The organism is Nonomuraea mesophila (assembly GCF_004352805.1).
In the GTDB taxonomy this organism is placed as follows: Bacteria; Actinomycetota; Actinomycetes; order Streptosporangiales; family Streptosporangiaceae; genus Nonomuraea; species Nonomuraea longispora.
The window spans coordinates 1-21,855 of the sequence record NZ_SMLD01000024.1; the positions used below are offsets into that span (position 1 = coordinate 1).

Sequence of the window (21,855 nt, forward strand, 5' to 3'; positions counted from 1 at the left end):
ACATTCCGAACCCGGAAGTTAAGCTTCTCTGCGCCGATGGTACTGCACTCGGGAGGGTGTGGGAGAGTAGGTCACCGCCGGACAATCTTTGTGGGGGGGGTTCCACGCCTAGGGCGTGGAACCCCCCTTTTTTTTGTTGCGCCTGCAGGACCCGTGACCGCCGGTACGAGACTGCCGGCGGAGACGTCCTCACCTGTGAACCGGCGGCGATGGGAATCGGTTTGGGCTACGAGGAGAACTCGAAGGGCTGATGGGGGACGGCGAGCCGGTAGATCTGCCGGGAGCCGCCTTCCGGTCCCGGGTCGGTGGCCTCGGCAGGGGTGAAGCCGAGCCGCTCGTAGAAGGCGCGTGCACCGCTTGCCGTGGCACCAGGGTGGTCGGCGCCGAAGGTGACCACCTCGACGGTGCCTGGGCCGCGTACGAACCTGTGCATCGCCTCTGTCAGCAGTGCCCGGCCGACCCCCTGACCCCGTGCCTGCTCCGAGACGACGAGCCAGCGGATGTGGTAGATCGGCGCATGCGTGGTGGCGAACATCAGGCCGCCGGCCAGCCCCGGGCCCGACGAGGTCGCGACGAGCGCCGTTGAACGGAGCACATTCTTGCGCACGGCATCATGGAAACCCGGTTCGGAGACCATGGGCCCGAACCACTGTTCGACCTCGGCTGCCAAGTTCAGGAAACCGGTGAAGTCCTGTTCGTCAGCCACTCTGACCTGCATTGGTGGAGTATGCCACTGAATGGGGTGCGTCTCGCAGGGACTGTCGCGCTGCTGCCAGGCTCTAGCATGGCTTTCCATGACAGAGCCGGACCTTCTTACCGCAACCCGTGAGGCGTACGACGCCGTCGCCACTCGTTATGCCGAGGACATCCCTCCGCAGTACCGTGCCGAACCGCTCAGTCACGCGATGATCCCCGTCTTCGCCGAGCTGGTCCAGGCCCACGGCGGCGGTTCGGTGGCGGACGTGGGATGCGGTCCCGGCCACGTCACCGCGCATCTGGATTCCCTCGGCGTGACCGTGTTCGGCGTTGACCTTTCACCGGAAATGATCGTGCTTGCTCGGAGCCGGCATCCGGAGCTGCGCTTCGAGGTGGGAACGATGGAGGCGCTCAAGGTCGAGGACGCTGCTCTGGCCGGAGTCCTCGCCAACTACTCCATCATCCACACCCCGCCCGAACGGCTGCCCGAAACGTTCGCCGAGTTCCACCGCGTGCTCGCGCCCGGAGGCCATCTGCTGCTCGGCTTTCAGGCGCATGAAGACCCCACCAAGGTGGGCGAATCGTTCGACCACCTTGTGTCACTCGCCTACAGGCATTCGCCCGACCACATCGCCGGACTGCTGCTCAGCGCCGGGCTCACGGAGGTGGCCCGGCTGGTGATCTCCCCGGACCTGGACCCAAGGCGGGGCTACCCGCAGGCGTACCTCATCGCCCGCCGCGCGGTGAACTGAGTTTCGGCGCGGTGTGCCCAGGGCCAAGTGACGGGCTCGACGTTGTCACCTCCGCCCGCTGCCTCTGTTGACGGGTGCAGACGTCTCATCGATCTCGAGCTCCGCGCTTGTCCGAGGGGCGGGTGCGGGGTGCCGCGTTCAGTCGATGACGGCAGTGACCTCGATTTCTACGAGCAGGTCGGGTTCGCCCAGCGCGGCGACACCCAGCAAGGTGATCGGCTTGACCGGGTCTACTCCCAGCTTGGCCGCCGCCCGAGCGACGCCCTCTCCCAGCAGGGGCATCTTGTCGGGTGTCCAGTCGACGAGGTAAATGGTCAGGTCGGCCACGTCATCGAAGGATCCGCCGACCCCGGCGAGGGCGGTGCCGATATTGAGGTAGGCCTGCTCGACCTGAGCGGCCAGATCCCCCTCGCCGACCGGCCGGCCCTGGGCGTCGCGAGCCACCTGGCCGGCCAGGAACATCAGTTTCGATCCGGTGGCGATCGACAACTGGCGGTAGACGTCGGGTCTCGGCAGCCCGTCGGGGTTGACCAGGGTCACGGTCATGTCCGCTCCTTGCTGATCAACCGAGCGGCACAGATGCTCGCCGCCCGGCAGCCGGTCACGCTCCGCTCGCTGGTGGCCGGCACCGGGGTGTCGACCATGGCCGTCTACACCTACTTCGACAGCATGGACGGTCTGTGGACAGCGATGCGACAGGAAGGTTTCACCCGCCTGGCCGCCCAACTCGCCGCGGTCGCGCCATCGAAGGATCCGGTGCGGGACCTGGCCGCCCTCGGCGCCGCGTACCTGTCCAGCGCCCTGGCAAGTCCGGATCTCTACCGGGTCATGTTCGACGCCGGGTCCGAGCTGGAGGACGCCGCGGCCGCCGATCACACGCTGCACTGTCTCGTACGGGCCGTCGAACGGGCGACTGACGTCGGCCGCTTCCGCGACGACATCGACCCGCTGGAACCGGCCACGCAGAGCTGGACCATCGGCCATGGACCGGCCATCGCAGGTCGTGAACGGCCCTCTGCCCCGTCAGTCGCTGGACCATGGCGTGCCGCTGGTGACCGCCCTGTTCACCAGCGCGGGAGACGACCCCGACCAGTGCCGTCGGTCGGTCGAACGAGGCTGGCGCCCTGACCTCTGATCGCCCGCTTCACGTTGTCCCGCAGCGATGGTGACCGTTCATCCGCGTCAGCGTCTCGAACATCCGCGAGCACCCTCCTCGCGGATGCAGTTAGAGGTGCAGGGTGCCGGAAAGGACCGTGACGGCCCGGCCGGCCAGGTGAACGCGGTCGCCGTCGTGGGTCACGTGGACGAGGCCCCCTCTGGCCGACAGCTGGGCTCCCACCAAGGACGGGCGGCCGAGGCGGGACGCCCAGTACGGAGAGAGCGCGCAGTGGGCCGAGCCCGTCACCGGGTCCTCCGGGACGCCGACATTGGGGGCGAAGAAGCGGGAGACGAAGTCGGTCTCCGTGCCCCGCGCGGTGACGATCACGCCTCTCGCGTCGACGGCGGCCAGGGCCGGAATATCGGGGGTCAGCGACCGTACCGATTCCTCTGAGTCGAGCTCGACCAGCAGGTCGAGGTGGCTTTTCCCGACCTGAACCGGGGTCGCCCCGAGCGCTTTCTCGAGGCCGGCGGGAACGCTGGAGGGGGTCACCTCCTTCGCTGGGAAATCCATCGTGATCATGCCGTCGGAGCGTCGATTCACGGTAAGCGTGCCGCTGGCCGTCGTGAATTCGACCCGGCCGCTCGCCGCCCCGGTCGAATAGAGGACGTGGGCGGTCGCGAGGGTGGCGTGGCCACAGAGCGTGACCTCGACCGCAGGCGTGAACCAGCGCAGAGAATCTCCGAGCAGGAAAGCGGTCTCGGAGAGGTTCATCTCCGTGGCTACGCTCTGCATCCATCGGTCAGTAACCGGAGAGTCCAGCAGGCAGACCGCTGCGGGATTACCCTTGAAAGCTGTGTCCGTGAAGGCGTCCACAGTGAAGAGGCGCATGTGCTCGATGCTATCCAGGGGTCGGATATCCAGCTGCAACCGGGCTGCAAGCCGTACAAAATGGAATTAGTCCTGGGCGTGTCGCGTGGCGAATGCGGAATCGTCGGTTACCGTCCAATGTGTAGGGACGTGCCGATTACGGTGAGTTCCTGAGGAAAGGACAAGCCGATGGGGGCAGTGCGCAAGGTGGTGAGCTACCTTGGCCTGGGCGGAATCGACCAATACGACGAGGGCTACGACGACGACGGGCACTACGAGGACGAATACGTGCCCGCTACGGAGCGTGCCGCCAGGCGGTGGCGCGCGAACGTCGACTCGTCACGCATCGTGATGGTCCAGCCGCTCAAGTACAACGACGCGCCGATGATCGGTCAGCACTTCCGTGACGGACAGACGGTCATCATGGACGTCACGGGCATGCCCATGCCCGAGGCGACCAGGATGGTCGACTTCGCCGCAGGGCTGGCCTTCGGGTGTGAGGGAAGGATCGAGCGCATCGCCGACCGCGTCTTCCTGCTCGCACCCGCACACGTGGAGATCGAGGTTTCGTAGGAGACCCGCTGTGATGCGGGCCGCGGGTCTCCTGACGGGACGAGAGCTTCTTGTCGCGTGCGGGCGGGACGGGACGGCGGCCGGGTCACTCCGGGAACGGGCTGCGACGGTGTGTTCGCCCCTCCAGCTCAGCAGGTCAGGCCGCGACAAGCGAGCCGGTTAACGCCCCACGGGTGCGGGCCTGGACCCACGTGCGGGCGGACGATCCCCAGTACGCACCCGGCGCTCACCCGGGCGGGGAAGCCGTTGATTCCATCCGGAGAGCGATTCCGGGTCCCGCATGCTCAAAGCTCGGACGGGGGGTTCTGGAGTCCGCTGCTGGTGAGTGAGCCGGAAGGTTGCTGCTGCCTCGCGGGTGGGTGAGCCGGTAGGTTCTGGAGTCCGCTGCAGGGCGGGAAGTACGGCTCGTCCGCGAAGGTAGGAGGGTCAGCCCGCGCGTGGGCCACGGCGGATCAGCCGGGTGAGTTCCACCGCGTCGTCGGCGGCCTGCCTGGCGCGTACGTCGGCTTCGCGGGCGTAGGCGTGCAGCGCCCACACCGCCCCCTCGGCCAGCTCTTTCAGCTCGCTCACCTGGGCCGTCACGAAGCGGGCGTCGGCTTCGACGAGTTTGCGGCGCAGCCAGAGTTGCCAGCCGGCCAGGCCGATCATGGTTACGGCGGCCGCGACGAGCAGGTTGTGGAGGAAGGCGGCGCCGATGAGGCAGGCTACGCCGGCGACGATCAGCACCATGGCGGCCCATGGCCGGCCGCGGGGGGTGACTCCGTCGGCGACGATGGCGTCCTCGGCGGCGGCCATCGACTGCTGGTCGGGGCCTTCGGGACGCAGGTGGATGCGGTGGCCGAGCAGGGGGACCGTCAGCGTCTCCGGCGGCTCGAGGCGGCTGTCGGCCTCCAGTTCCTCGCAGACGCCCCGCAGGATGGGCGCCGCCACGTGCAGGGCGATCGCCGCCAGGTGCGGGTCGGCGCCGGGGTGCAGGTCGTCGAGCAGGTGGGAGTTGAGCGAGGCCATCGGGCCGGCCGGTCCGCTCTGGCCGATCAGCGAGCGTAGCACGGCGAGTGGTTCGTCCTCGGCCCACGACGTGGCGGGGCTGCCGGTGCTGTTGTCGAGCGGGGCGGAGGAGTCGTGGTCGGACTGGCGGGCCGAGGTGATCTCGGCGACCCGGCCGCGCAACCTCGCCAGGCGGGCGGCGGCCATCGCGGGCCTGGCCAGTTCGGGTAGTTCGGCCATTTCGGGAAAGTCGACGAGGGACGGCGGCACCACGACCGACGGCTCGTCGGGGACCAGCGCCTGCACCCACTGCTTCGGGTCCGCGTGTTCCTGCACGGCCAGTACGTCGAGCTTGCGCAGGACGAAGATCTTGCCCGCGGGGCCGTAGGCGCCCCGGGCGGCGGCCAGCCAGAGCGAGCGTTGCCCGTGGGTGACCGGCCGGTCGAGCGACAACTCGCCGAAGGCGGTGCCGAGCCACGAGGCGTGGATGCGGCTGCCCTGCCCGGACACGGCCAGGGCCAGGCAGAGGAAGAGCGCGGTCTGTTGCTGGTCGCGCCCGGCCGCCCTGCTCAGCGGCTCAAGGGGGTCGTCGCCGGCGAGGATGGCGACCAGCGCCTCGACGGCAGGAGGCAGCCAGTAGCCGGGGATGTCGCGGAAGCCCGGGGCGGCGGGAGGTGCGGAGCCGTTGGCGGCGAGGTGCGTGAGCAACGCCTCCGCGTAGCGATGCACCTCCGTCGCCGCTTGGGGGCTCGCAGTCAGGTCCGTGCTCAAGGCAGAGAACTCCCCCATTTCGGCCTCAGTTCATGACCGCGTAAAGCCTAGCTGCTGGGGCGCTCCAACGAGGTGAAGGCGCGCCCACGACGGAACGGGAGCTTTGCGTCAACTGCCTGTTACATGCGCTCGGGGACAGGGACGCCCAGAAGGTCGAGCCCGGTCTCCAGCACGGCCGTGGTCAGCGCGCACAGGGCGAGGCGGGAGTCGCGCGTCTCCGGCGGGTTGTCCTGCCGCAGCACCGGGCACTGCTCGTAGAACGTGCTCAGGAGGCTGGCCGTCTCGTAGAGGAAGGCGCACAGCCGGTGGGGCTCGGACTGCTCGGTCACCTGCTCGACGAGCGCGCCGAAGCCGAGCAGGTGGAGGGCCAGGGCACGCTCGGCGGGGGCGCCCAGCAGGATCGGGCCCTTCGCGTCGGACGTCTCGATGCCGGCCCGGCGGAAGATGGAGCGGATCCGGGCCGTGGCGTACTGCATGTAGGGGCCGGTGTTGCCGGTGAAGGCGAGCATGCGGTCGAAGTCGAAGACGTATTCACTGTCGTGGCTGACCGACAGGTCGGCATATTTCACGGCGCCCATGCCGACGGCCCGCGCGATCTCGCTCGTGGTGGCCTCGTCGTAGCCCCGGTCGGCGATCGCGGCCGTGGCCCGGTCGACGGCCTCCCGCAGCAGGTCCATCAGCTTGATCGACTCGCCGGAACGGGTCTTGAACCGGCGGCCGTCCTTGCCCAGCATCATGCCGATCTGGACGTGCTCGGCCGAGACCGTCTCAGGCAGCCAGCCCGCGACCCGCGCCGCCGCGAACACCATGCGGAAGTGCAGCGCCTGGTCGGAGCCCACGACGTAGAGGATGCGGTCGGCCTTGAGGTCGTGGACGCGGTAGCGGATGGCCGCCATGTCGGTGGAGGCGTAGCCGTAGCCCCCGTCGCTCTTCCTGACGATGAGCGGCAGGGGTTTGTCGTCGGAGCCGGTGAAGCCGGGCGGGAACACGCAGAGCGCGCCCTCGCTGACGACCGCCGCCCCTGAGCCCTCCAGGTCGTCGCACGTCTTCTGGAGCATGGGGTTGTACATGCTCTCGCCGGCGATGTCGGCGTCGGTCAGCGTGACGCCGAGCAGCTCGTAGATCTTGTTGAAGTAGCGGACGGTGGCGTCCATGAACACGTGCCAGAGCCGCATCGTGTCGGGGTCGCCGGACTGCAGCGTGGTCACCCGCACCCGGGCCCGCTGCTTGAAGCCCTCGTCGTTGTCGAACTTGACCCGCGCCGCCTGGTAGAACTCCGTGCCCAGGCCGGCTTCGAGCTGCTCGACGGCGATCTCCTCGCCGATGTCGAGCAGGTGCTCGATGAGCATGCCGAACGGGGTGCCCCAGTCGCCCAGGTGGTTCTGCCTGATCACGGTGTTGCCGAGATGCTCGTGCAGGCGGGCCAGCGAGTCGCCGACGATCGTCGTGCGGAGGTGGCCGACGTGCATCTCCTTGGCCGCGTTGGGCGCGGAGTAGTCGATCACCACGGTCTGCGAGGGGGCTTTGGAGCCGACGCCGAGCCGGGGGTCGGCGAGCATCTGCCGGGCCTCGGACTCGATCCACGAGTCGTCGAGCGTGATGTTGAGGAAGCCGGGGCCGCTGACCTCGACCGTGCCGGGGAAGTCGGACAGTGCGCCCCTGATCGCCTCGGCGACCTCCCGCGGCGCCCGTCGCAGCCGCTTGGCCAGGCTCATCGCGACGTTCGCCTGGAAGTCGGCGAACTGGGAGGGCCGGATCAGCGGGTCTGCGTCGGCGTGCTCGGGGCCGAACGCGTGCGCCAGCGCCTGCCGGACGCGCTCGGTGAGCACAATCTGCGGGTCGGTCATGGTCTAAGGGTACCGGCGAGCCTGACCGCGATGCCGATCGCCGCAGCCGCCACGACGGCGATGCCGACGGCCGTCAGATCCCTGGCCACGTCGCCCGGGCGGAGCGCGAAGAACTCCCTGACGAAGGGCAGGGTCAGGCTCACGGCGAACAGCACGGCCATGGAGCCGACGAGGACCGTACGCCACCAGTTGAGCGGCCTGGCGATCAGCACGAGCACCCACCACGTGGTGAGGAAGAGGGCGAGCACCGCGGCGGTCTGGGTCTCGACGAGCGTGGTGGTGCCGTCGTGCGCGGACCAGAACGCCAGCAGCACCGCCGCCGCGCACAACACCCCGGCGGGTACGGCGAAGCGCAGCACCCTGGGGACGAAGCCCGGTCGCGGGCGTTCGAGCGTGGGCGTGAGCGCGAGGAAGAGCACGGGGATGCCGATGGTCAGGGCGTTCGTCAGGGTCGAGTGGCGCGGCGCGAACGGGAACATGGTCCCCGTCAGCCCGACGATCACCGACAAGACGATCGCGTAGAAGCTCTTGACGAGGAACAGGTGGGAGACACGTTCGATGTTGGCCAGCACCCGGCGGCCCTCGCCCACGAGGTGCGGCAGCGTGGCGAACCTGTCGTCGAGCAGCACCACCTGGGCGACCGCCTTGGTGGCCGGGCTGCCCGCGCCCATCGCGATGCCGAGGTCGGCGTCCTTCAGCGCGAGCACGTCGTTGACGCCGTCGCCGGTCATGGCCACGGTGTGGCCGCGGGCCTGGAGCGCGGCGACGAACGCACGTTTCTGCCGCGGGGTGACCCGGCCGAAGACCGTGTGGGTGTCGAGCAGCTCGCCGAGCTTGCCGGGGTCGTCGTGCGGCAACGTGCGGGCGTCGATCGAGCGTTCGCCGCCGGGGATGCCGAGGCCGGTCGCGATCGCCGAGACCGTGTCGGGGTTGTCGCCGGATATGATCTTGACCGTCACGCCCTGCTCCTCGAAGTAGCGCAGGGTGTCGCGCGCGTCCGGCCTGACCCGCTGGGTGAAGGTGACGAGCGCGACGGGCTCCGGCCGCGCGGGGGTCGCGCCCGCCGGCAGGCCGTCGTCCGTACGGCACAGCAGCAGCACGCGAGTGCCGGCGGCGGCCAGCTCGGCGGCGCGGTCGTGACACTCGCCCGCGTCGAGCAGCACGTCGGGAGCCCCCAGCACCCAGGCGCCGCGCTCGCCGAAGTCGGCGCCGCTCCACTTGCGCGCGGAGGAGAACGGCACGGTCGCGCGGGCCGCCCACCCGTCCTCGATGCGCGGGTAGCGGGCGCGGAGGGCCTCGGCGGTGGCGTTGGGACGCTGGTCGAGGTGGGCCAGGGCGGCCAGCGCCGCCTCGGCCGGCTGGTCGTCGCGCAGCGGCAGCACCTGCCCGAGGTCCATCCCGCCGGAGGTGAGGGTGCCGGTCTTGTCCAGGCAGAGCACGTCGACCCTGGCCAGCCCCTCGATGGCGGGCAGCTCCTGGACCAGGCACTTGCGCCGCCCGAGGCGTACGACGCCGACGGCGAAGGCGATCGAGGTCATCAGCACCAGCCCTTCGGGGATCATGGTGACGATGCCCGCGACCGCGCCGGTGACGGCGGTGCCGAGGTCGGCGGAGTTGCTGAGCTGGCTGTAGAGCAGCAGGCCGCCGACCGGGACGAGGAGCCAGGTGACGTACTTGATGAAGCCGGCGATGCCGTCGCGCAGCTCGGAGCGGGCGAGGTGGAAGGTGCTGGCCTCCTCGGCCAGGCGCACGGCGTACGCGTCGGTGCCGACCTTCGTGGCCACGAACGAGCCGGAGCCCGCCACCGCGAAGCTGCCCGACAGGACCCCGTCGCCCGGGCGTTTGTGCACGGGGTCGGCCTCGCCGGTCAGCAGGGACTCGTCCACCTCCAGCCCGTCGGACTCGACGACCTCGCCGTCGACCAGCAGGCGCTCGCCGGGGCCGAGCAGGATGAGGTCGCCCAGCACGATGTCGGGGGCCTCGATGCGCTCCTCCCGGCCGGCGCGGCGGACGCGTACGGGCGCCTCGTTGATCACGGCGAGACGGTCGAGCGTGCGCTTGGCGCGCAACTCCTGGACGATGCCGATCAGTGCGTTGGCCACGATGATCAGCCCGAACATGACGTCCTGCCACTCGCCGAAGACGAGCACAAGGACGCTGAGCACGCCGATGACCAGGTTGAAGAGGGTCAGGACGTTCGCCCTGAAGATCGCGCTCAGCGACCTGCTCGAGCGGCGCGGGACGTCGTTGGTCCGCGCTCGCGCCACCTGAGCCGGAGTCAGGCCCCGCATCGTTGAGGCAAGCCCGTCCACATACCCCCCTGTCGCTGTGGATCGGTCTCACACCCTAAAGGGTCACCACAATCGGTGGGAGCGATGTGTGGCGGCGATCCGCTCGCCGACCTCGGTCACGATGCCGCTCGACGACAGGTCGGCCGCGAGCCGGCAGGCCGCGCTGACGCCCTGGGCCTTGGACGAGCCGTGGGCGATGACGACGGTGCCGTTGAGCCCGAGCAGGACCGCTCCGCCGTACGCCTCCGCGTCGAGGCGGCGGCGCAGCTCGCGCAGGCGCGAGCGCTGCATGGCGGCGCGGAGCCTGGCCAGCCTGCTGTCGCCGATGCTCTCCTGCAGCTCCGTGAACGCGTAGCGGACCGCGCCCTCCATGGTCTTGAGCGCCACGTTGCCGGTGAAGCCGTCGGTGGTGATCACGTCGGCCCGGCCGGTCAGCAGGTCGTAGCCCTCGACGTTGCCGGTGAAGTGCAGGCCGGGCGAGGTCTGCAGCAGCTCGTGGGCACGTTTGACGAGCTTGTTGCCCTTCTCGGCCTCGCTGCCGATGGTGAGCAGGCCGACCCTGGGCTGCTCGACGCCGTGGGCCAGCTCGGCGTAGGCGGAGCCGAGATGGGCGAACTGGACCAGCATCTCCGGCTTGGCCTCGGCGTTGGCCCCGGCGTCGAGGAGCAGGGTGGGGTGGGGGAGCGTGGGCAGGGCGACGGCTATGGCCGGTCTGAGCACACCCTGCTGGCCCTTGAGCCGCAGCCTGCCGGTGGCCACGATGCCCGCGGTGGAGCCGGCGGAGACCACCGCGCCGGCGTCGCCGCGGCGTACGAGGTGGCAGGCGACCGCGAGGCTGGAGCGGGGGCGGCGCAGGCTGGCCAGCGCGCCCTCGTCCATGGCCAGGGCCTCCTCGGCGCGGACGATGGGGATCTCCTTGTCCGCGTCGTGGTCGGCGAGCGCTTCGTGGAGCACGCGCGGCGAGCCGACGAGCACGACGCGCAGGCCGCGCTCGCGTACGGCGTGGACCGCTCCCGCCACGATCTCGTGGGGTGCGTGGTCGCCGCCCATCGCGTCGAGCGCGATGGGCCTGCTGTCGGACAATGATCACCTCGTACGGCTTCGAGCCCGCCGTCATGGCTTGGCCGGAACGCGGGCTCGGACGTCCGCATCGCAGGCACGGCAGGTGCCAGGTTAACCGGCGGGTAGGCCCTCCTGGTTCCCGGATGGGCGGGTTCCAGTCGTGCCCGGCCTCGGAGGGGTCGCGCGCGATCGATCAGAGGTGAGGCGCGGTCAGCGCAGGTTCCAGTCGGAGACGCCGCGCGACACGATGACCTTGGAGAACTTCGACGCCCCCGTGACGCGGATCAGCGGACCGTCGGCCTCGGAGCCGCCGCTCACGTTGCGTTTGCCGAACACGGAGCTGCCCTCGTCGATCACGTGGGCGTTCTCGGGGACGCGCACGATCAGCTTGCTGAACCAGGCGTTGGTCTCGATAGTGATCTCGCGGCCGGGCAGCACGGCGTCGGACAGGTCGATGATCAGGGCGCCGAACCGCGCGGACAGCCGGGTGTTCCTGGAGGCGATCCAGCGGCCCTTGCGTATGACTTTGCTGAACTTCGAGTCGATGACCTGCTGTTCGATGGTGGTGGGCACGTTTGCTGCGGACACCTGGGGCAGGTCCTTGGTGATGGGGACGAGCTCACCGACCGTCTTGGCGGTGTAGGCGAGGTCGAGCCGGTCGGCGTGCTCCACACTGGTGAGTCTGCCCGCGGCGAGTGCCTCCGAGAGCACGGCGGCCACGCGGTCGCGGTCGGCGTCGGAAGCGCGGAGGTCCGGATCGTCGGTCACGCACACGAGTGTAGGCCCATTCGCGATATGTCGCGAGTGTCGGCAAACCTGCAGAGAAACTTGGAGCCTGGTGGAACCGGTGACGCGGCTGGGAGCGTCCGGGTATTAAGAACCGTAGACGCGCGACAAGGTCGTGAGGTTTACATCAGATCGAACAAAAAAGATGGGACAGGCCTAGTGATCTTGAACCAGGCGGGCACCCGACGCTTCAAGGCGTACACGTCCAAGCATCTCGACGAGCTTCTGCGGCGTGCGGGGCTCGGCGACGAGGAGCGGCTGAAGGTCCGCGCCGTCGCCACGGTGCTGCCGTTCCGGACGAACGCCTACGTCGTCGAGGAGCTCATAGATTGGTCGGCCGCGCCCGACGACCCGATATACCGGCTCGTCTTCCCGCAGGAGGACATGCTGCCCGTCGAAGACGTCGCACGGCTCGCCGACCTGCTCAAGGCCGAGGCGCCCAATGCCGAGATCCAGGCCGAGGCCAACCGGGTCCGCGCACAGCTCAACCCGCATCCCGCAGGCCAGAAAGAGCTCAACGTCCCGAAGATCGACGACGAGCCCGTACCTGGCGTGCAGCACAAATATCCCGAGACTGTGCTGGTCTTCCCCAAGCAGGGGCAGACCTGTCACGCCTACTGCACCTACTGCTTCAGGTGGGCGCAGTTCGTCGGTGACGCGGACCTCAAGTTCGCCTCTGACGACATCGGCCAGATGGTGAGCTACATCCGCAGCCATCCCGAGGTCACCAGCGTCCTGATCACCGGCGGCGACGCCATGATCATGGGCGAGCCCGTCATCCGGCGATACATCGAGCCGCTCCTGGAGCTGGAGCAGCTCGAGTCCATCCGCATCGGCACCAAGGCGCTGGCCTACTGGCCGCAGCGCTTCACCACCGACCCCGACGCCGACGCCACGCTCGGCCTGTTCGAGGAGGTCACGAACGCGGGCAAGAACCTCGCGTTCATGGCGCACTTCTCGCACCCGCGCGAGCTGGAGTCGCCGCTGGTGGAGTCGGCGGTCAAGCGCATCCTGGGCAGCGGCGCCACGATCCGCACCCAGGCGCCGCTGATCAGGTCCATCAACGACGACCCGGCCGTGTGGGCGGGCATGTGGCGGCGTCAGCTCAGGATGGGGCTGATTCCCTACTACATGTTCGTCGAGCGCGACACCGGTCCTCAGGACTACTTCGCGGTGCCGCTGGCCCGTGCGTACGAGATCTTCCGGGACGCCTACGCCTCCGTCTCGGGGCTCTGCCGCACGGTCCGCGGTCCGTCCATGTCGGCCACGCCGGGCAAGGTGTGCGTCGACGGCGTCACGGAGATCGCCGGGGAGAAGGTCTTCATGCTCCACCTCATCCAGGCGCGCGACCCCTCACTCGTGGGGCGGCCGTTCTTCGCGCGCTACGACCCGGCCGCGGTGTGGCTGAGCGACCTCCGCCCAGCCTTCGCCGACCGTTTTCCGTTCGAGCAGGACGAAGCCCTGCTGCCCGCCTGACGGTCGCGCGCGTCCGGTGCGACCGTCGTCCAACGCGACAGGAAAATTACACCCCGGCCCGTGACATTTGTATTCGCGACCCATTGTTCACGGGCCGGAGGGTGGTGATAGTGAGGCCTCGCGCATGGGCGTGCACTATCAGAAACAAGGCCCTCCTATTTCCCGTTTTGTCTTCCCGCTCAACGCTCCCCCCTCACTCGGTAACCGAGCTGCAAACCCCTTCCACATGGGCATTCATGAGCCTGCGGCCGGTCACAGCGAGTGATAGAACTGCTGGCGTAGCTCAGCCGTGACGGCACGCCCGATGTGGTGCCCATAGCGCGTACGCCACGGCATTCGGGGGTTATCGATTCGCATTTCCATCGCATTCGAGAGCGATCGATCACGAGCCGGGAAGGCAATCATGAATCGAGTAGTCAAGGCGGCTGTAGCCGTCACAACATTTGGCTTGGCGGCGGCTTTGGCCGGGCCGGTCCAAGCGGAAGCCCTGGACAGCCGGGGCGTCGGCACCACCACCGCGACGAGCCCGCTGGGCGGGGTCCTCGACGGCGGCGTCGCCACCGGCCTGGTGCGTGCGCTGTTCGGCGCCACGGCCCAGCCGGTGGCCCTGACAGAGGCCGAGAAGGACGCCCTGGCCGAGGCCCGGAGGAGGGCCGACAACCAGCGGCGGACCATGGGCACGGCCAACTCGGCCGAGGACGTCGTCAAGGGCGGCGACCCGCTGACCGAGCTGTCGCCGATCGTCGGCGGATTCTCCCCGCTCGGCAACGGCCGCGGCAGCGTGACGTCGTCGCTGCCCCTGCTGTCGGGCGCGGCGCGCATGGCGGAGACCGCGACGCCGTCGGTCAAGACGTTCAACCAGGGCCGCAGCGAGGTCGCCACCCAGTCCGCGGGCGTGCACGGCGTCGTCGCCGCCATGGCGGGCCTGGCCGAGTCGTCCTTCGGCAGCACGCTGGGCAAGGTGCCGGCCGGCGGCGGCGCACCCGTCAAGGGTATCGAGTCCCTGTCGGCCGAGGCCTCCATGGCCGGCCTGACGCAGGCGGCCAAGAACGCGCTGCCGGGCATCCCCGGCGGACGGCTGTCCACGGTCGTCGGCAAGGTTGCGCCCGCCGAGGCGGCTCCCGTCGCCGAGGCGCTGACCGGCCTCACGCAGGCCGCCACGCTGGACGGGGCCGCCCCCCTCGTCGAGGAGGCCGCCGGAGCCGTCGAGAGCAGCGGCACCAAGGCCGCCGCGTCCTACCGCGACGTGGTGACCGCTCTGGGGTGGTCCACCAGCGCGCTGACCAGCTCGGTCCGGCAGTCCTGGGACCGCGACTAGCCACGACGGAGGCGCCGGCGAGCGTGGCTCGCCGAGGGCCGGCATGAGGGTTCACGGGCGTCACAGGTGCCGACGCCGGGAACCGTGTCGTGCCGGTGACCCGTACGCCGTCCCGCGGCCGGAGCGAAACGACCTCCGGCGGGGACATCGCCGTCCACGCAACGGTGTCTCACCGCAGCCGGGACGCCGCACCGACCTGCCGGACCACATGGGGCGCTCACAGGTGCCGAGCGCTCCGGCGGTGGCTTCTCACGCAGGTGCCGGGTGTTCCCGCGCCGTTCGGGCGTGGAGTGCCCGCAGGGTGTTCCGGGTCTGTCTGGTGTGGAGTGCTCGCAGGTGTTCCTGGTCCGCCGGGTGTGGAGTGCCCGCAGGGTGTTCCGGGTCTGTCTGGTATGGGGTGCTCGCAGGTGCCGGGCGCTCCGGACCGGTCGGGCGTGGTTCGCTCGCACTTGCCGGGTGGTCCGGGTCCGCTGGGCGTGGTTCGCTCGCAGGTGCCGGGTGGTCCGGGTCCGCTGGACTTGGAGCGCTCGCAGGTGCCGGGCGTTTCCAGGAGCGGCCGGGCGTGGCGAGGCGTCGTTCGTACGGGCCGCGCACGCGGGTGGTCTCATGACGGGCCAGGGCGGACGCGCCCCGAGCCCGTGGCGAGCTCGCGCACCGCGCCGCCACTGCAGGGCGGCGGCGCCGCACGAGCCCGCCCGCCGCCGACCCCGCCCCGGGGTCGGCGGCATGCTTTTTCCCCTTTTACGGCACCGCCAACGTCCCCCCACCCCCCCGCACGCGGCCGGGGGCCTCCAGGAAGACGCACTCTGACCCGCACGGGGCGGGCCGCCGAGACGCGCGCACAGTGGGCCCTCGAAGGCCGGACGTGCCGGCCCGCACGAGCCCCCTTGAGCATGGCCACGTGAACGGACGTGGGTGAGTCGTCGGGCATCGAGCGCACGGCAGGCGAGCGCGTGACCTGATCGGCAGGCCGGGTGCGTGACGTGAACGGCAGGCGGGTGCGTGACGTCATTGGGACGTTCGGGTTGTTCGGACGGCGTGTCGCGGGGTCAGGGGAGGCGCACGCCGGTGCGGCGGGCTATCTGCGCCTGGAGCCTGGCCATCTGCCAGTGGAGCTCCAGCAGCTGCTCGGCGAGCTGCATCCGCGGGATCTCGGACACGTCTTCGGTGGCCAGGTGGTCAATAGCGGCCGAAAGCTCCCCCATCGCGCGCTCCCACTCCATCGCCGTTCCCCAGCTCGAATCTGCGTTCGAATTCTATCGGAACGGCAGGCTCGCTGTCAGTCATTAGCCCCTCGCGTCGCGCGAGTTTCCGCACACACGGTCGATTTCGGGCATGACGAAAGGCGCCGCACCGGCGACGGGGTCGGTGGGCGGGGGATCAGCCCTTGTTGTAGGCGGCGATGACCTCTTTGGGGTCGCCGTCCATCTTGATCTTGCCCTTGTGCAGCCAGATGACGCGGTTGCAGGTCTCCTCGATGACCTTGTGGTCGTGGGCGACGAGGAAGACGGTGCCGGCCGACTCGCGGATCTTGCGGATGCGCTCCTGGCTCTTCTTGCGGAATTCGCGGTCGCCGGTCGCCAGGGCCTCGTCGATGAGCAGCACGTCGTGGGTCTTGGCGGAGGAGATGGCGAAGCGCAGGCGGGCGCCCATGCCGGAGGAGTAGGTGGACATGGGCAACTGGATGAACTCGTTGATGCCGGAGAAGTCGACGATCTCCTGGTAGTTCTCGCGCACCTCGGCGGGCGTCATGCCCATGGCGTAGCAGCCGAGGACGATGTTGCGCTCGCCGGTCAACTCGCGCATGAGAGCCGCGTTGACGCCGAGCAGTGACGGCTGGCCGTCGGTGTAGACGGCGCCTTTGTGCGGCGGCAGCAGACCGGCGATCGCCCGCAGCAGCGTGGACTTGCCCGAGCCGTTGCGCCCCACGACGCCGATGGCGTCGCCGTGATAGGCCACGAACGTCACGCCTTTGACCGCGTGGACCTCTTTCATCTGCGGGCGTCCCTGGCGCTTCAGAAGGCGCGTGAGGGCGTTGACCGCGTTGCCCTTCTCGGACTCCGAGGCCGCGCCGTAGACGCGGTAGACGATGTGGAGGTCGTCGACGATGACGGTCGGAGTGCCCGTGGGGACGTCAAGAGGTCGCTTGCCCGAGGGCTCCGGGTTGGGATGCACCCTGACATCCTTGCCCGGGACGGCGGGCTTCTCGCCCTTCACCTGTGACAGCTCCTTGGTCAGTTCAGCCACGCCCGTACCTCTCCTCGGACCGCCAGAAGTACCAGAAGCCGAAGCCGAGTGCGAACACCGCCCAGAATACGCAAGACAGCACCACCGTCGCCGGGGGGTGGTGGCCGTAGCCCGGGTTGTGGGTCCCGATGAGGATCTCGCGCATCCACTCGATGTAGGAGGCGGCGGGGTTGAGGTACATCGCGTCCGCCACCCACTGCGGCAGCCCGGCCTTCCCGACGACCTTGTCCTGGATCGAGAAGAACACCCCCGAGGCGTAGAGCCAGGTGCGGGAGATGAACGGCAGCAACTGGTTGAGGTCGCGCATCTGCGCGCCGAGCCGGGCGACCACCAGGCCCATCCCGACGTTGAACATCGTCTGGAGCAGCAGCACCACCGGGATCATCAGCCAGTAGAGCGTCGGCCACTCGCCGGTCGCCCACACGATGGTGAGGAGCACGCCCATGGAGATGGCGAGTTGCTGGAGCTCCTGGATCGTGTAGGCGAGCGGCAGCGAGGCCCTGGGGAAGTGCAGGGCCCGGATCATCGACAGGTTGCCGGAGATCGACTTGGCGCCGGCGGTGACGGTGCGCTGCGTGTAGGTGAAGATGAACATCCCGGTCAGCAGGAACGCCGGATAGTTCTCGATGCCGTCTCTGCCGCCGAGGACCACGCCGAACATCACGTAGTAGATGCCGGCGTTGAGCAGCGGAGTCAGCACCTGCCACAGCTGGCCGAGCGCCGAACTCGAGTATTTCGAGACGTTGCGCGAGGTCGCGTATGTCAGGATGAAGTGGCGGCGCTGCCACAACTGGCGCAGGTAGACGGGGAACCTCGGCCGCGCGATGGCACGGCGAAGCCCGTATCGCTTGGCGAGCTTGGCCAGCGGCTCCTGCCCGCTTCGGCCGCCCGCCTGGGCGTCCGCGACAGCGGATTCCGGCTGGCTCATGGCAAGGACTCTATTGGATCCCGGTCGGTGGAGTGCCTGTCGCGCGGGTCGGCGACAGTCAGTTGGACGGAGTCTCGGGACGCTGGGTTCCAAGGCGTCGTCAAGACCTGCTCAACCGTAACCCAGCCGGGCGGGGCGCGGCGGCAAGGGCACGAGCACCGTCATGTAGGGGGTAACTTTCATCGACTGTTCACGTCCATACAGAGCCTTCTTGGGGTGTTCTGTACGGTCTCATACCGATAGGGCTAATTGTCTGTGACGGTGGATAGGCGTACGTGTGACCGAACTGCAACGCGCCAGAGACGTCCTGGTGGCAAGTAGTGAGGGATAGTCGCGATCGACTGGCAGGGCGTCGGCTGGTTTGACCATGTCAGCCAAACCCGGGGGGAAACCAGGAACCCCCCGTCAGGCTGCTCACGATCACCGCAGCTCAGCGCTTACGCCCACCTGTAGAGGGAGGATTTCTTTCACCATGCGTGTTACTAAGGGCGCACAGATCGTCGCCGGTACCGCGCTGCTCGCCCTCGCGGTTGCCGCGTGTGGCGGCGGTGCCTCGGACAGCGGTGGCACTGCCGCGGGCGGCGGGGACACCACGCCGGTCCGCATGGAAATCGGAGAGCCTCAGGAGCTCCTGGTTCCGCAGAACACCACCGAGACCGAAGGCTCCGAGGTTCTCGCCGCGCTTTTCTCTCCGCTCGTCGGCTATGACGAGAACAAGCAGCCAGTCGAGGAGGCCGCCGAGTCGATCACGACGGAGGACAGCAAGGTCTGGACGATCAAGCTGAAGTCCGGCTACACGTGGCACGACGGCACCGCCGTGACGGCCGCCGACTACGCGCGCGCGTGGAACTATGCGGCGCTGCAGGACAACGCCATGAGCGCGTCCTACTTCTTCGGCCGCATCGACGGCTACGACGACGTCCACCCGGGTGAGGGCAAGAAGCCGTCGGCCAAGGAGATGAAGGGTCTCAAGGTCGTCGACGACCTCACGCTCGAGGTCACGCTCGCGGCGCCGTTCTCGCAGTTCAAGACCATGCTGGGCTACACCGCCTTCTACCCGATGCCCGAGTCGGCCCTCGGCCCCGACGGCAAGGTGACCCAGGCCTACGGCGAGCAGCCGATCGGTCAGGGCCTGTTCAAGCTGGACAAGCCCTACAAGAAGGGCACCGACGCGACCATCGAGGCGTCGGTCTACGACAAGTATCCCGGCAAGAAGCCCTCGAACTGGACGAAGCTCCAGTTCAAGGTCTACACCAGCGCCGAGACCGCGTACAACGACCTCCAGGCCGAGAACCTCGACGTCGACGACTCGCTGCCTCCCTCCGCGATCGCCAGCGCCAAGGCCGCGCTCGGTGACCGCTACTTCGACGAGCCCGACGCCTCCATCGGCTACATCGGCGTTCCGCTGAAGTACAACCCCGACTTCAAGGACGTGCAGGTCCGCCGGGCCATCTCGCTGGCCATCGACAGGAAGACCATCGCCGAGACGGTCTTCTCCGGCACCCGCGCGCCCGCCGACGACTTCATCAACCCGGCCATCCCCGGCTACCGCCAGGGCGCCTGCGACGCGTGCACGTACAACCCGGCCGAGGCCAAGAAGCTGTACGACGAAGCGGGCGGCCCGAAGAACATCGAGATCGGCTACAACGCGGACGGCGGCCACAAGGAGTGGATCGAGGCGGTCGCCAACAACCTCCGCGCCAACCTGGGCATCGAGGTCACGCCCAAGCCGTTCGAGAAGTTCCAGGGCATCCTGGACGCGCTGGACAGCAAGGAGTACAAGGGTCTGTTCCGGATGGGCTGGGCGATCGACTACCCGGCGGCCGAGAACTACCTGACCCCGATCTTCGGCACCGGGGCCATCGCGTCCGGCTCCAACTACGGCGGCTACTCGAACAAGGAGTTCGACGAGCTGCTGAAGAAGGGCGACCAGGCGACCGACGCCGCCGAGGGCCTGAAGTTCTACCAGCAGGCCGACGACATTCTGATCAAGGAGCTCCCGTACATCCCGGTCTACTTCTACCGGAGCAACTTCGGACACTCCACTAAGGTGAAGAACGTCAAGCTCAACCTGCTCAACCAGATCGACTGGGCAGACGTCGAGAAGGCCTGACGTCGTTCGCCGGGGTGGACGGCCGCGCCGTCCACCCGTCGGAGGGCTGAACTTGGAGGCAGTCGCTCGAGCCGGGAACTCACGGACTCCGAGGGCTGCCTCCAGGTGTGTACCGGAGGGCTTGAATGGGCCGTTATGTCATCAGGCGCTTGATCCAGGCGATTCCCGTCCTGTTCGGCGCCACGCTGCTGATCTTCTGTATCGTCTTCGCACTGCCCGGTGATCCCATCGCGGCCTTGTTCGGGGACAAGCGCCCCGACCCCGCGATCGCCGAGGTCCTGCGCGAGCAATATCACCTGAATGATCCGCTGCTGCTGCAGTACTGGTACTACATCAGCGGCGTGCTTTTCCGCGGCGACTTCGGCGTCAACTTCGCCGACGTGCCGGTGTCCCAGATCATGGCGGGCAAGTTTCAGGTCACCCTGAACCTCGCACTGACCGCGCTGGTCATGGAGGCCGTCATCGGCGTCGGGCTCGGCCTGTGGGCCGCGCTGCGCCGGGGCAAGGCCACCGACACCATGATCCTCGCCTCGACGCTGCTGTTCATCTCCGTCCCCACGCTGGTGACGGGGTTCGTGCTGCAGCTGCTGCTCGGCGTGAAACTCAAACAGTGGACGGGCGCGGACATCTTCCCCGTCGCCGGCACGTTCGCGGGCTGGCGCAGCTATCTGTTGCCCGGCTTCGTGCTGGCGGGCACGTCCATCGCCTATCTGACCAGGCTCACCAGGACCAGCCTCGCCGAGACCCTGCGGGCCGACTACATCCGCACGGCCACGGCGAAGGGCCTGTCGAGACGCCGCGTCATCGGCAGGCACGGGTTGCGCAACGCGCTGATCCCGCTGGTCACCTTCCTGGGCGCCGACCTCGGCAACCTGATGGGCGGCGCGGTCATCACCGAGACGATCTTCAACCTGCAGGGAATTGGAAATCAGCTCTTCCAGTCGGTTTACTTGCGGGAGCAACCGGTGGTCGTGGGCATCGTCACCATCCTGGTGCTGATCTACATCCTGGCCAACCTGGTCGTCGACATGTTGTACGCCCTGCTCGACCCGAGGATCCGCTATGAGTAACCAAACCCCGCCGGTCCCGGCCGGGACCGGGCTCCCGGATACGCAGACCTTGGTCACGGAGCCTGGTCAGGCGCCGAAGCGCAGGGGCAAGAAGGCCAAGGACGGCAAGCCCGCCAGCCTGTGGACCGACGCCTGGTACGACCTCAGGCGCCGGCCGATGTTCATCATCTCGGTGATCATCATCTTCATCCTGCTGGTCATGTCGTTCTGGCCGTCGTTGTTCACCTCGATCGACCCGTTCAACGCCAGGAGCTGCGACCTGTCGACGGCGCGTCAGGGGCCGAGCCCCGGCCACCTGTTCGGCAGGGACAACCTGGGCTGCGACCTCTACTCGCGGACGATCTACGGCGCCCGCAACTCGATCATCATCGGCGTGTTCACCACGATCGTCACCACGTTGATCGGCAGCCTGCTCGGCATCGTCGCCGGCTACCGGGGCGGCGCCGTCGACGCGGTGTCCTCGCGGTTCACGGAGATCTTCTTCGCCATCCCCGCGATCCTCGGCGCGCTGCTGATCGCGGCCACCTTCCGCGGCAAGGCCAACAGCATCCTGCTGGTCATCCTCGCGCTCGGTGTGCTCGGCTGGCCGATGACGTACCGCATCATGAGAGCGGCGGTGATCACCGCGAAGAGCCAGGACTTCGTGGTGGCGGCCAGGGCGCTGGGCGCGGGAGCGGGCCGGATCATGTTCCGCCACCTGCTGCCCAACTCGCTCGCGCCGGTCATCGTCGTGGCCACGATCAACCTGGGCGGCTTCATCGCCGCCGAGGCCGCGCTGTCGTTCCTGGGAGTCGGCGTGTTGTCCCCGGACATCTCGTGGGGGCTGATGATCGCCGACGCGCGCAACCGGTTCCTGGAGGCACCGCTGCCGCTGGTGTTCCCCGCCGCGTTCCTGTGCGTCACCGTGCTCGCGTTCATCATGATGGGCGACGCGGTGCGCGACGCGCTCGACCCGAAGCTCAGGTAGAA

19 protein-coding genes and 1 rRNA gene are annotated in these 21,855 nt (G+C 68.6%); 9 read left to right on the forward strand and 11 right to left on the reverse strand.

All coding sequences use genetic code 11. From position 1 onward, the window contains the following. Positions 1 to 83, forward strand: a 5S ribosomal RNA gene (gene rrf / locus E1295_RS12055); the annotation flags it as partial. A 143-nt stretch (positions 84 to 226) separates the two neighbouring features. Here rrf and E1295_RS12060 read toward each other — a convergent pair. Next, entirely contained in the window at positions 227 to 706 is a 480-nt protein-coding gene (locus tag E1295_RS12060) for a GNAT family N-acetyltransferase (protein ID WP_220448670.1), read from the reverse strand. 31 nt (positions 707 to 737) lie between these two features. Between E1295_RS12060 and E1295_RS12065 the strand changes: the two genes are divergently transcribed. Continuing rightward, the gene (locus E1295_RS12065; protein ID WP_246079988.1) at positions 738 to 1,448 is read left to right on the forward strand and encodes a class I SAM-dependent DNA methyltransferase; all 711 of its coding nucleotides are present in this window, start codon (positions 738 to 740) and stop codon (positions 1,446 to 1,448) included. Between the two features lie 138 nt (positions 1,449 to 1,586). Here the strand turns inward: E1295_RS12065 and E1295_RS12070 are convergent, their stop codons facing one another. After that, positions 1,587 to 1,994 carry a RidA family protein gene (locus E1295_RS12070; RefSeq protein ID WP_132630346.1) on the reverse strand — a complete coding sequence of 136 codons (408 nt, stop codon included), beginning with the start codon at positions 1,992 to 1,994 and terminating at the stop codon, positions 1,587 to 1,589. Positions 1,995 to 2,003: 9 nt separating this feature from the next. Between E1295_RS12070 and E1295_RS12075 the strand changes: the two genes are divergently transcribed. After that, the gene (locus tag E1295_RS12075; protein WP_246079989.1) at positions 2,004 to 2,576 is read left to right on the forward strand and encodes a TetR/AcrR family transcriptional regulator; all 573 of its coding nucleotides are present in this window, start codon (positions 2,004 to 2,006) and stop codon (positions 2,574 to 2,576) included. Between the two features lie 97 nt (positions 2,577 to 2,673). Here E1295_RS12075 and E1295_RS12080 read toward each other — a convergent pair whose 3' ends face one another. Then, positions 2,674 to 3,438 carry a PhzF family phenazine biosynthesis protein gene (locus E1295_RS12080; RefSeq protein ID WP_132630399.1) on the reverse strand — a complete coding sequence of 255 codons (765 nt, stop codon included), beginning with the start codon at positions 3,436 to 3,438 and terminating at the stop codon, positions 2,674 to 2,676. 168 nt (positions 3,439 to 3,606) lie between these two features. Here E1295_RS12080 and E1295_RS12085 point away from each other — a divergent pair, with 168 nt between their 5' ends. After that, on the forward strand, positions 3,607 to 3,990 hold the full coding sequence (locus tag E1295_RS12085; RefSeq protein WP_132331033.1) for a cell division protein SepF: 384 nt from the start codon (positions 3,607 to 3,609) through the stop codon (positions 3,988 to 3,990). 426 nt (positions 3,991 to 4,416) lie between these two features. On the opposite strand, the gene E1295_RS12090 is transcribed toward E1295_RS12085, so the two are convergent. The 5 genes from E1295_RS12090 to E1295_RS12110 all read right to left on the reverse strand — a co-directional run bounded on the left by E1295_RS12090 (position 4,417) and on the right by E1295_RS12110 (position 11,716). Beyond that, positions 4,417 to 5,748, reverse strand: a complete 1,332-nt coding sequence (locus E1295_RS12090) for a hypothetical protein (RefSeq protein ID WP_246079990.1) — start codon at positions 5,746 to 5,748, stop codon at positions 4,417 to 4,419. 119 nt (positions 5,749 to 5,867) lie between these two features. Further along, a complete protein-coding gene (argS, locus tag E1295_RS12095; protein WP_132630347.1) occupies positions 5,868 to 7,595 on the reverse strand; it encodes an arginine--tRNA ligase in 1,728 nt (575 codons plus the stop codon). Further along, positions 7,592 to 9,862: an HAD-IC family P-type ATPase gene (locus E1295_RS12100; RefSeq protein WP_246079991.1), complete on the reverse strand. Its 2,271-nt coding sequence runs from the start codon at positions 9,860 to 9,862 to the stop codon at positions 7,592 to 7,594. Before E1295_RS12100 ends, argS begins: the two co-directional genes overlap by 4 nt. A gap of 87 nt (positions 9,863 to 9,949) precedes the next feature. After that, on the reverse strand, positions 9,950 to 10,969 hold the full coding sequence (plsX, locus tag E1295_RS12105) for a phosphate acyltransferase PlsX (RefSeq protein ID WP_132630348.1): 1,020 nt from the start codon (positions 10,967 to 10,969) through the stop codon (positions 9,950 to 9,952). Positions 10,970 to 11,158: 189 nt separating this feature from the next. After that, the gene (locus E1295_RS12110) at positions 11,159 to 11,716 is read right to left on the reverse strand and encodes a DUF1707 SHOCT-like domain-containing protein (protein WP_132630349.1); all 558 of its coding nucleotides are present in this window, start codon (positions 11,714 to 11,716) and stop codon (positions 11,159 to 11,161) included. Between the two features lie 177 nt (positions 11,717 to 11,893). Between E1295_RS12110 and E1295_RS12115 the strand changes: the two genes are divergently transcribed. After that, positions 11,894 to 13,210 carry a KamA family radical SAM protein gene (locus tag E1295_RS12115; RefSeq protein WP_132630350.1) on the forward strand — a complete coding sequence of 439 codons (1,317 nt, stop codon included), beginning with the start codon at positions 11,894 to 11,896 and terminating at the stop codon, positions 13,208 to 13,210. Between the two features lie 448 nt (positions 13,211 to 13,658). Next, positions 13,659 to 14,528 carry a hypothetical protein gene (locus tag E1295_RS12120; protein ID WP_132630351.1) on the forward strand — a complete coding sequence of 290 codons (870 nt, stop codon included), beginning with the start codon at positions 13,659 to 13,661 and terminating at the stop codon, positions 14,526 to 14,528. 1,049 nt (positions 14,529 to 15,577) lie between these two features. Here the strand turns inward: E1295_RS12120 and E1295_RS48640 are convergent. The 3 genes from E1295_RS48640 to E1295_RS12130 all read right to left on the reverse strand — a co-directional run bounded on the left by E1295_RS48640 (position 15,578) and on the right by E1295_RS12130 (position 17,703). After that, entirely contained in the window at positions 15,578 to 15,733 is a 156-nt protein-coding gene (locus tag E1295_RS48640) for a hypothetical protein (protein WP_165977444.1), read from the reverse strand. 175 nt (positions 15,734 to 15,908) lie between these two features. After that, a complete protein-coding gene (locus E1295_RS12125; protein WP_181957977.1) occupies positions 15,909 to 16,775 on the reverse strand; it encodes an ABC transporter ATP-binding protein in 867 nt (288 codons plus the stop codon). Beyond that, positions 16,768 to 17,703 carry an ABC transporter permease gene (locus tag E1295_RS12130; protein ID WP_132630352.1) on the reverse strand — a complete coding sequence of 312 codons (936 nt, stop codon included), beginning with the start codon at positions 17,701 to 17,703 and terminating at the stop codon, positions 16,768 to 16,770. The genes E1295_RS12125 and E1295_RS12130 overlap by 8 nt, the downstream gene beginning before the upstream one ends. Before the next feature lie 604 nt (positions 17,704 to 18,307). Between E1295_RS12130 and E1295_RS12135 the strand changes: the two genes are divergently transcribed. The 3 genes from E1295_RS12135 (at position 18,308) to E1295_RS12145 (ending at position 21,853) form a co-directional block, all read left to right on the forward strand. Next, the gene (locus E1295_RS12135) at positions 18,308 to 19,816 is read left to right on the forward strand and encodes a peptide ABC transporter substrate-binding protein (protein ID WP_246079992.1); all 1,509 of its coding nucleotides are present in this window, start codon (positions 18,308 to 18,310) and stop codon (positions 19,814 to 19,816) included. A 125-nt stretch (positions 19,817 to 19,941) separates the two neighbouring features. Then, positions 19,942 to 20,886, forward strand: a complete 945-nt coding sequence (locus E1295_RS12140) for an ABC transporter permease (protein ID WP_132630354.1) — start codon at positions 19,942 to 19,944, stop codon at positions 20,884 to 20,886. Beyond that, complete coding sequence (locus tag E1295_RS12145) at positions 20,879 to 21,853, forward strand: ABC transporter permease (RefSeq protein WP_132630355.1); 975 nt, start codon at positions 20,879 to 20,881, stop codon at positions 21,851 to 21,853. Before E1295_RS12140 ends, E1295_RS12145 begins: the two co-directional genes overlap by 8 nt. Positions 21,854 to 21,855 lie beyond the last annotated feature (2 nt).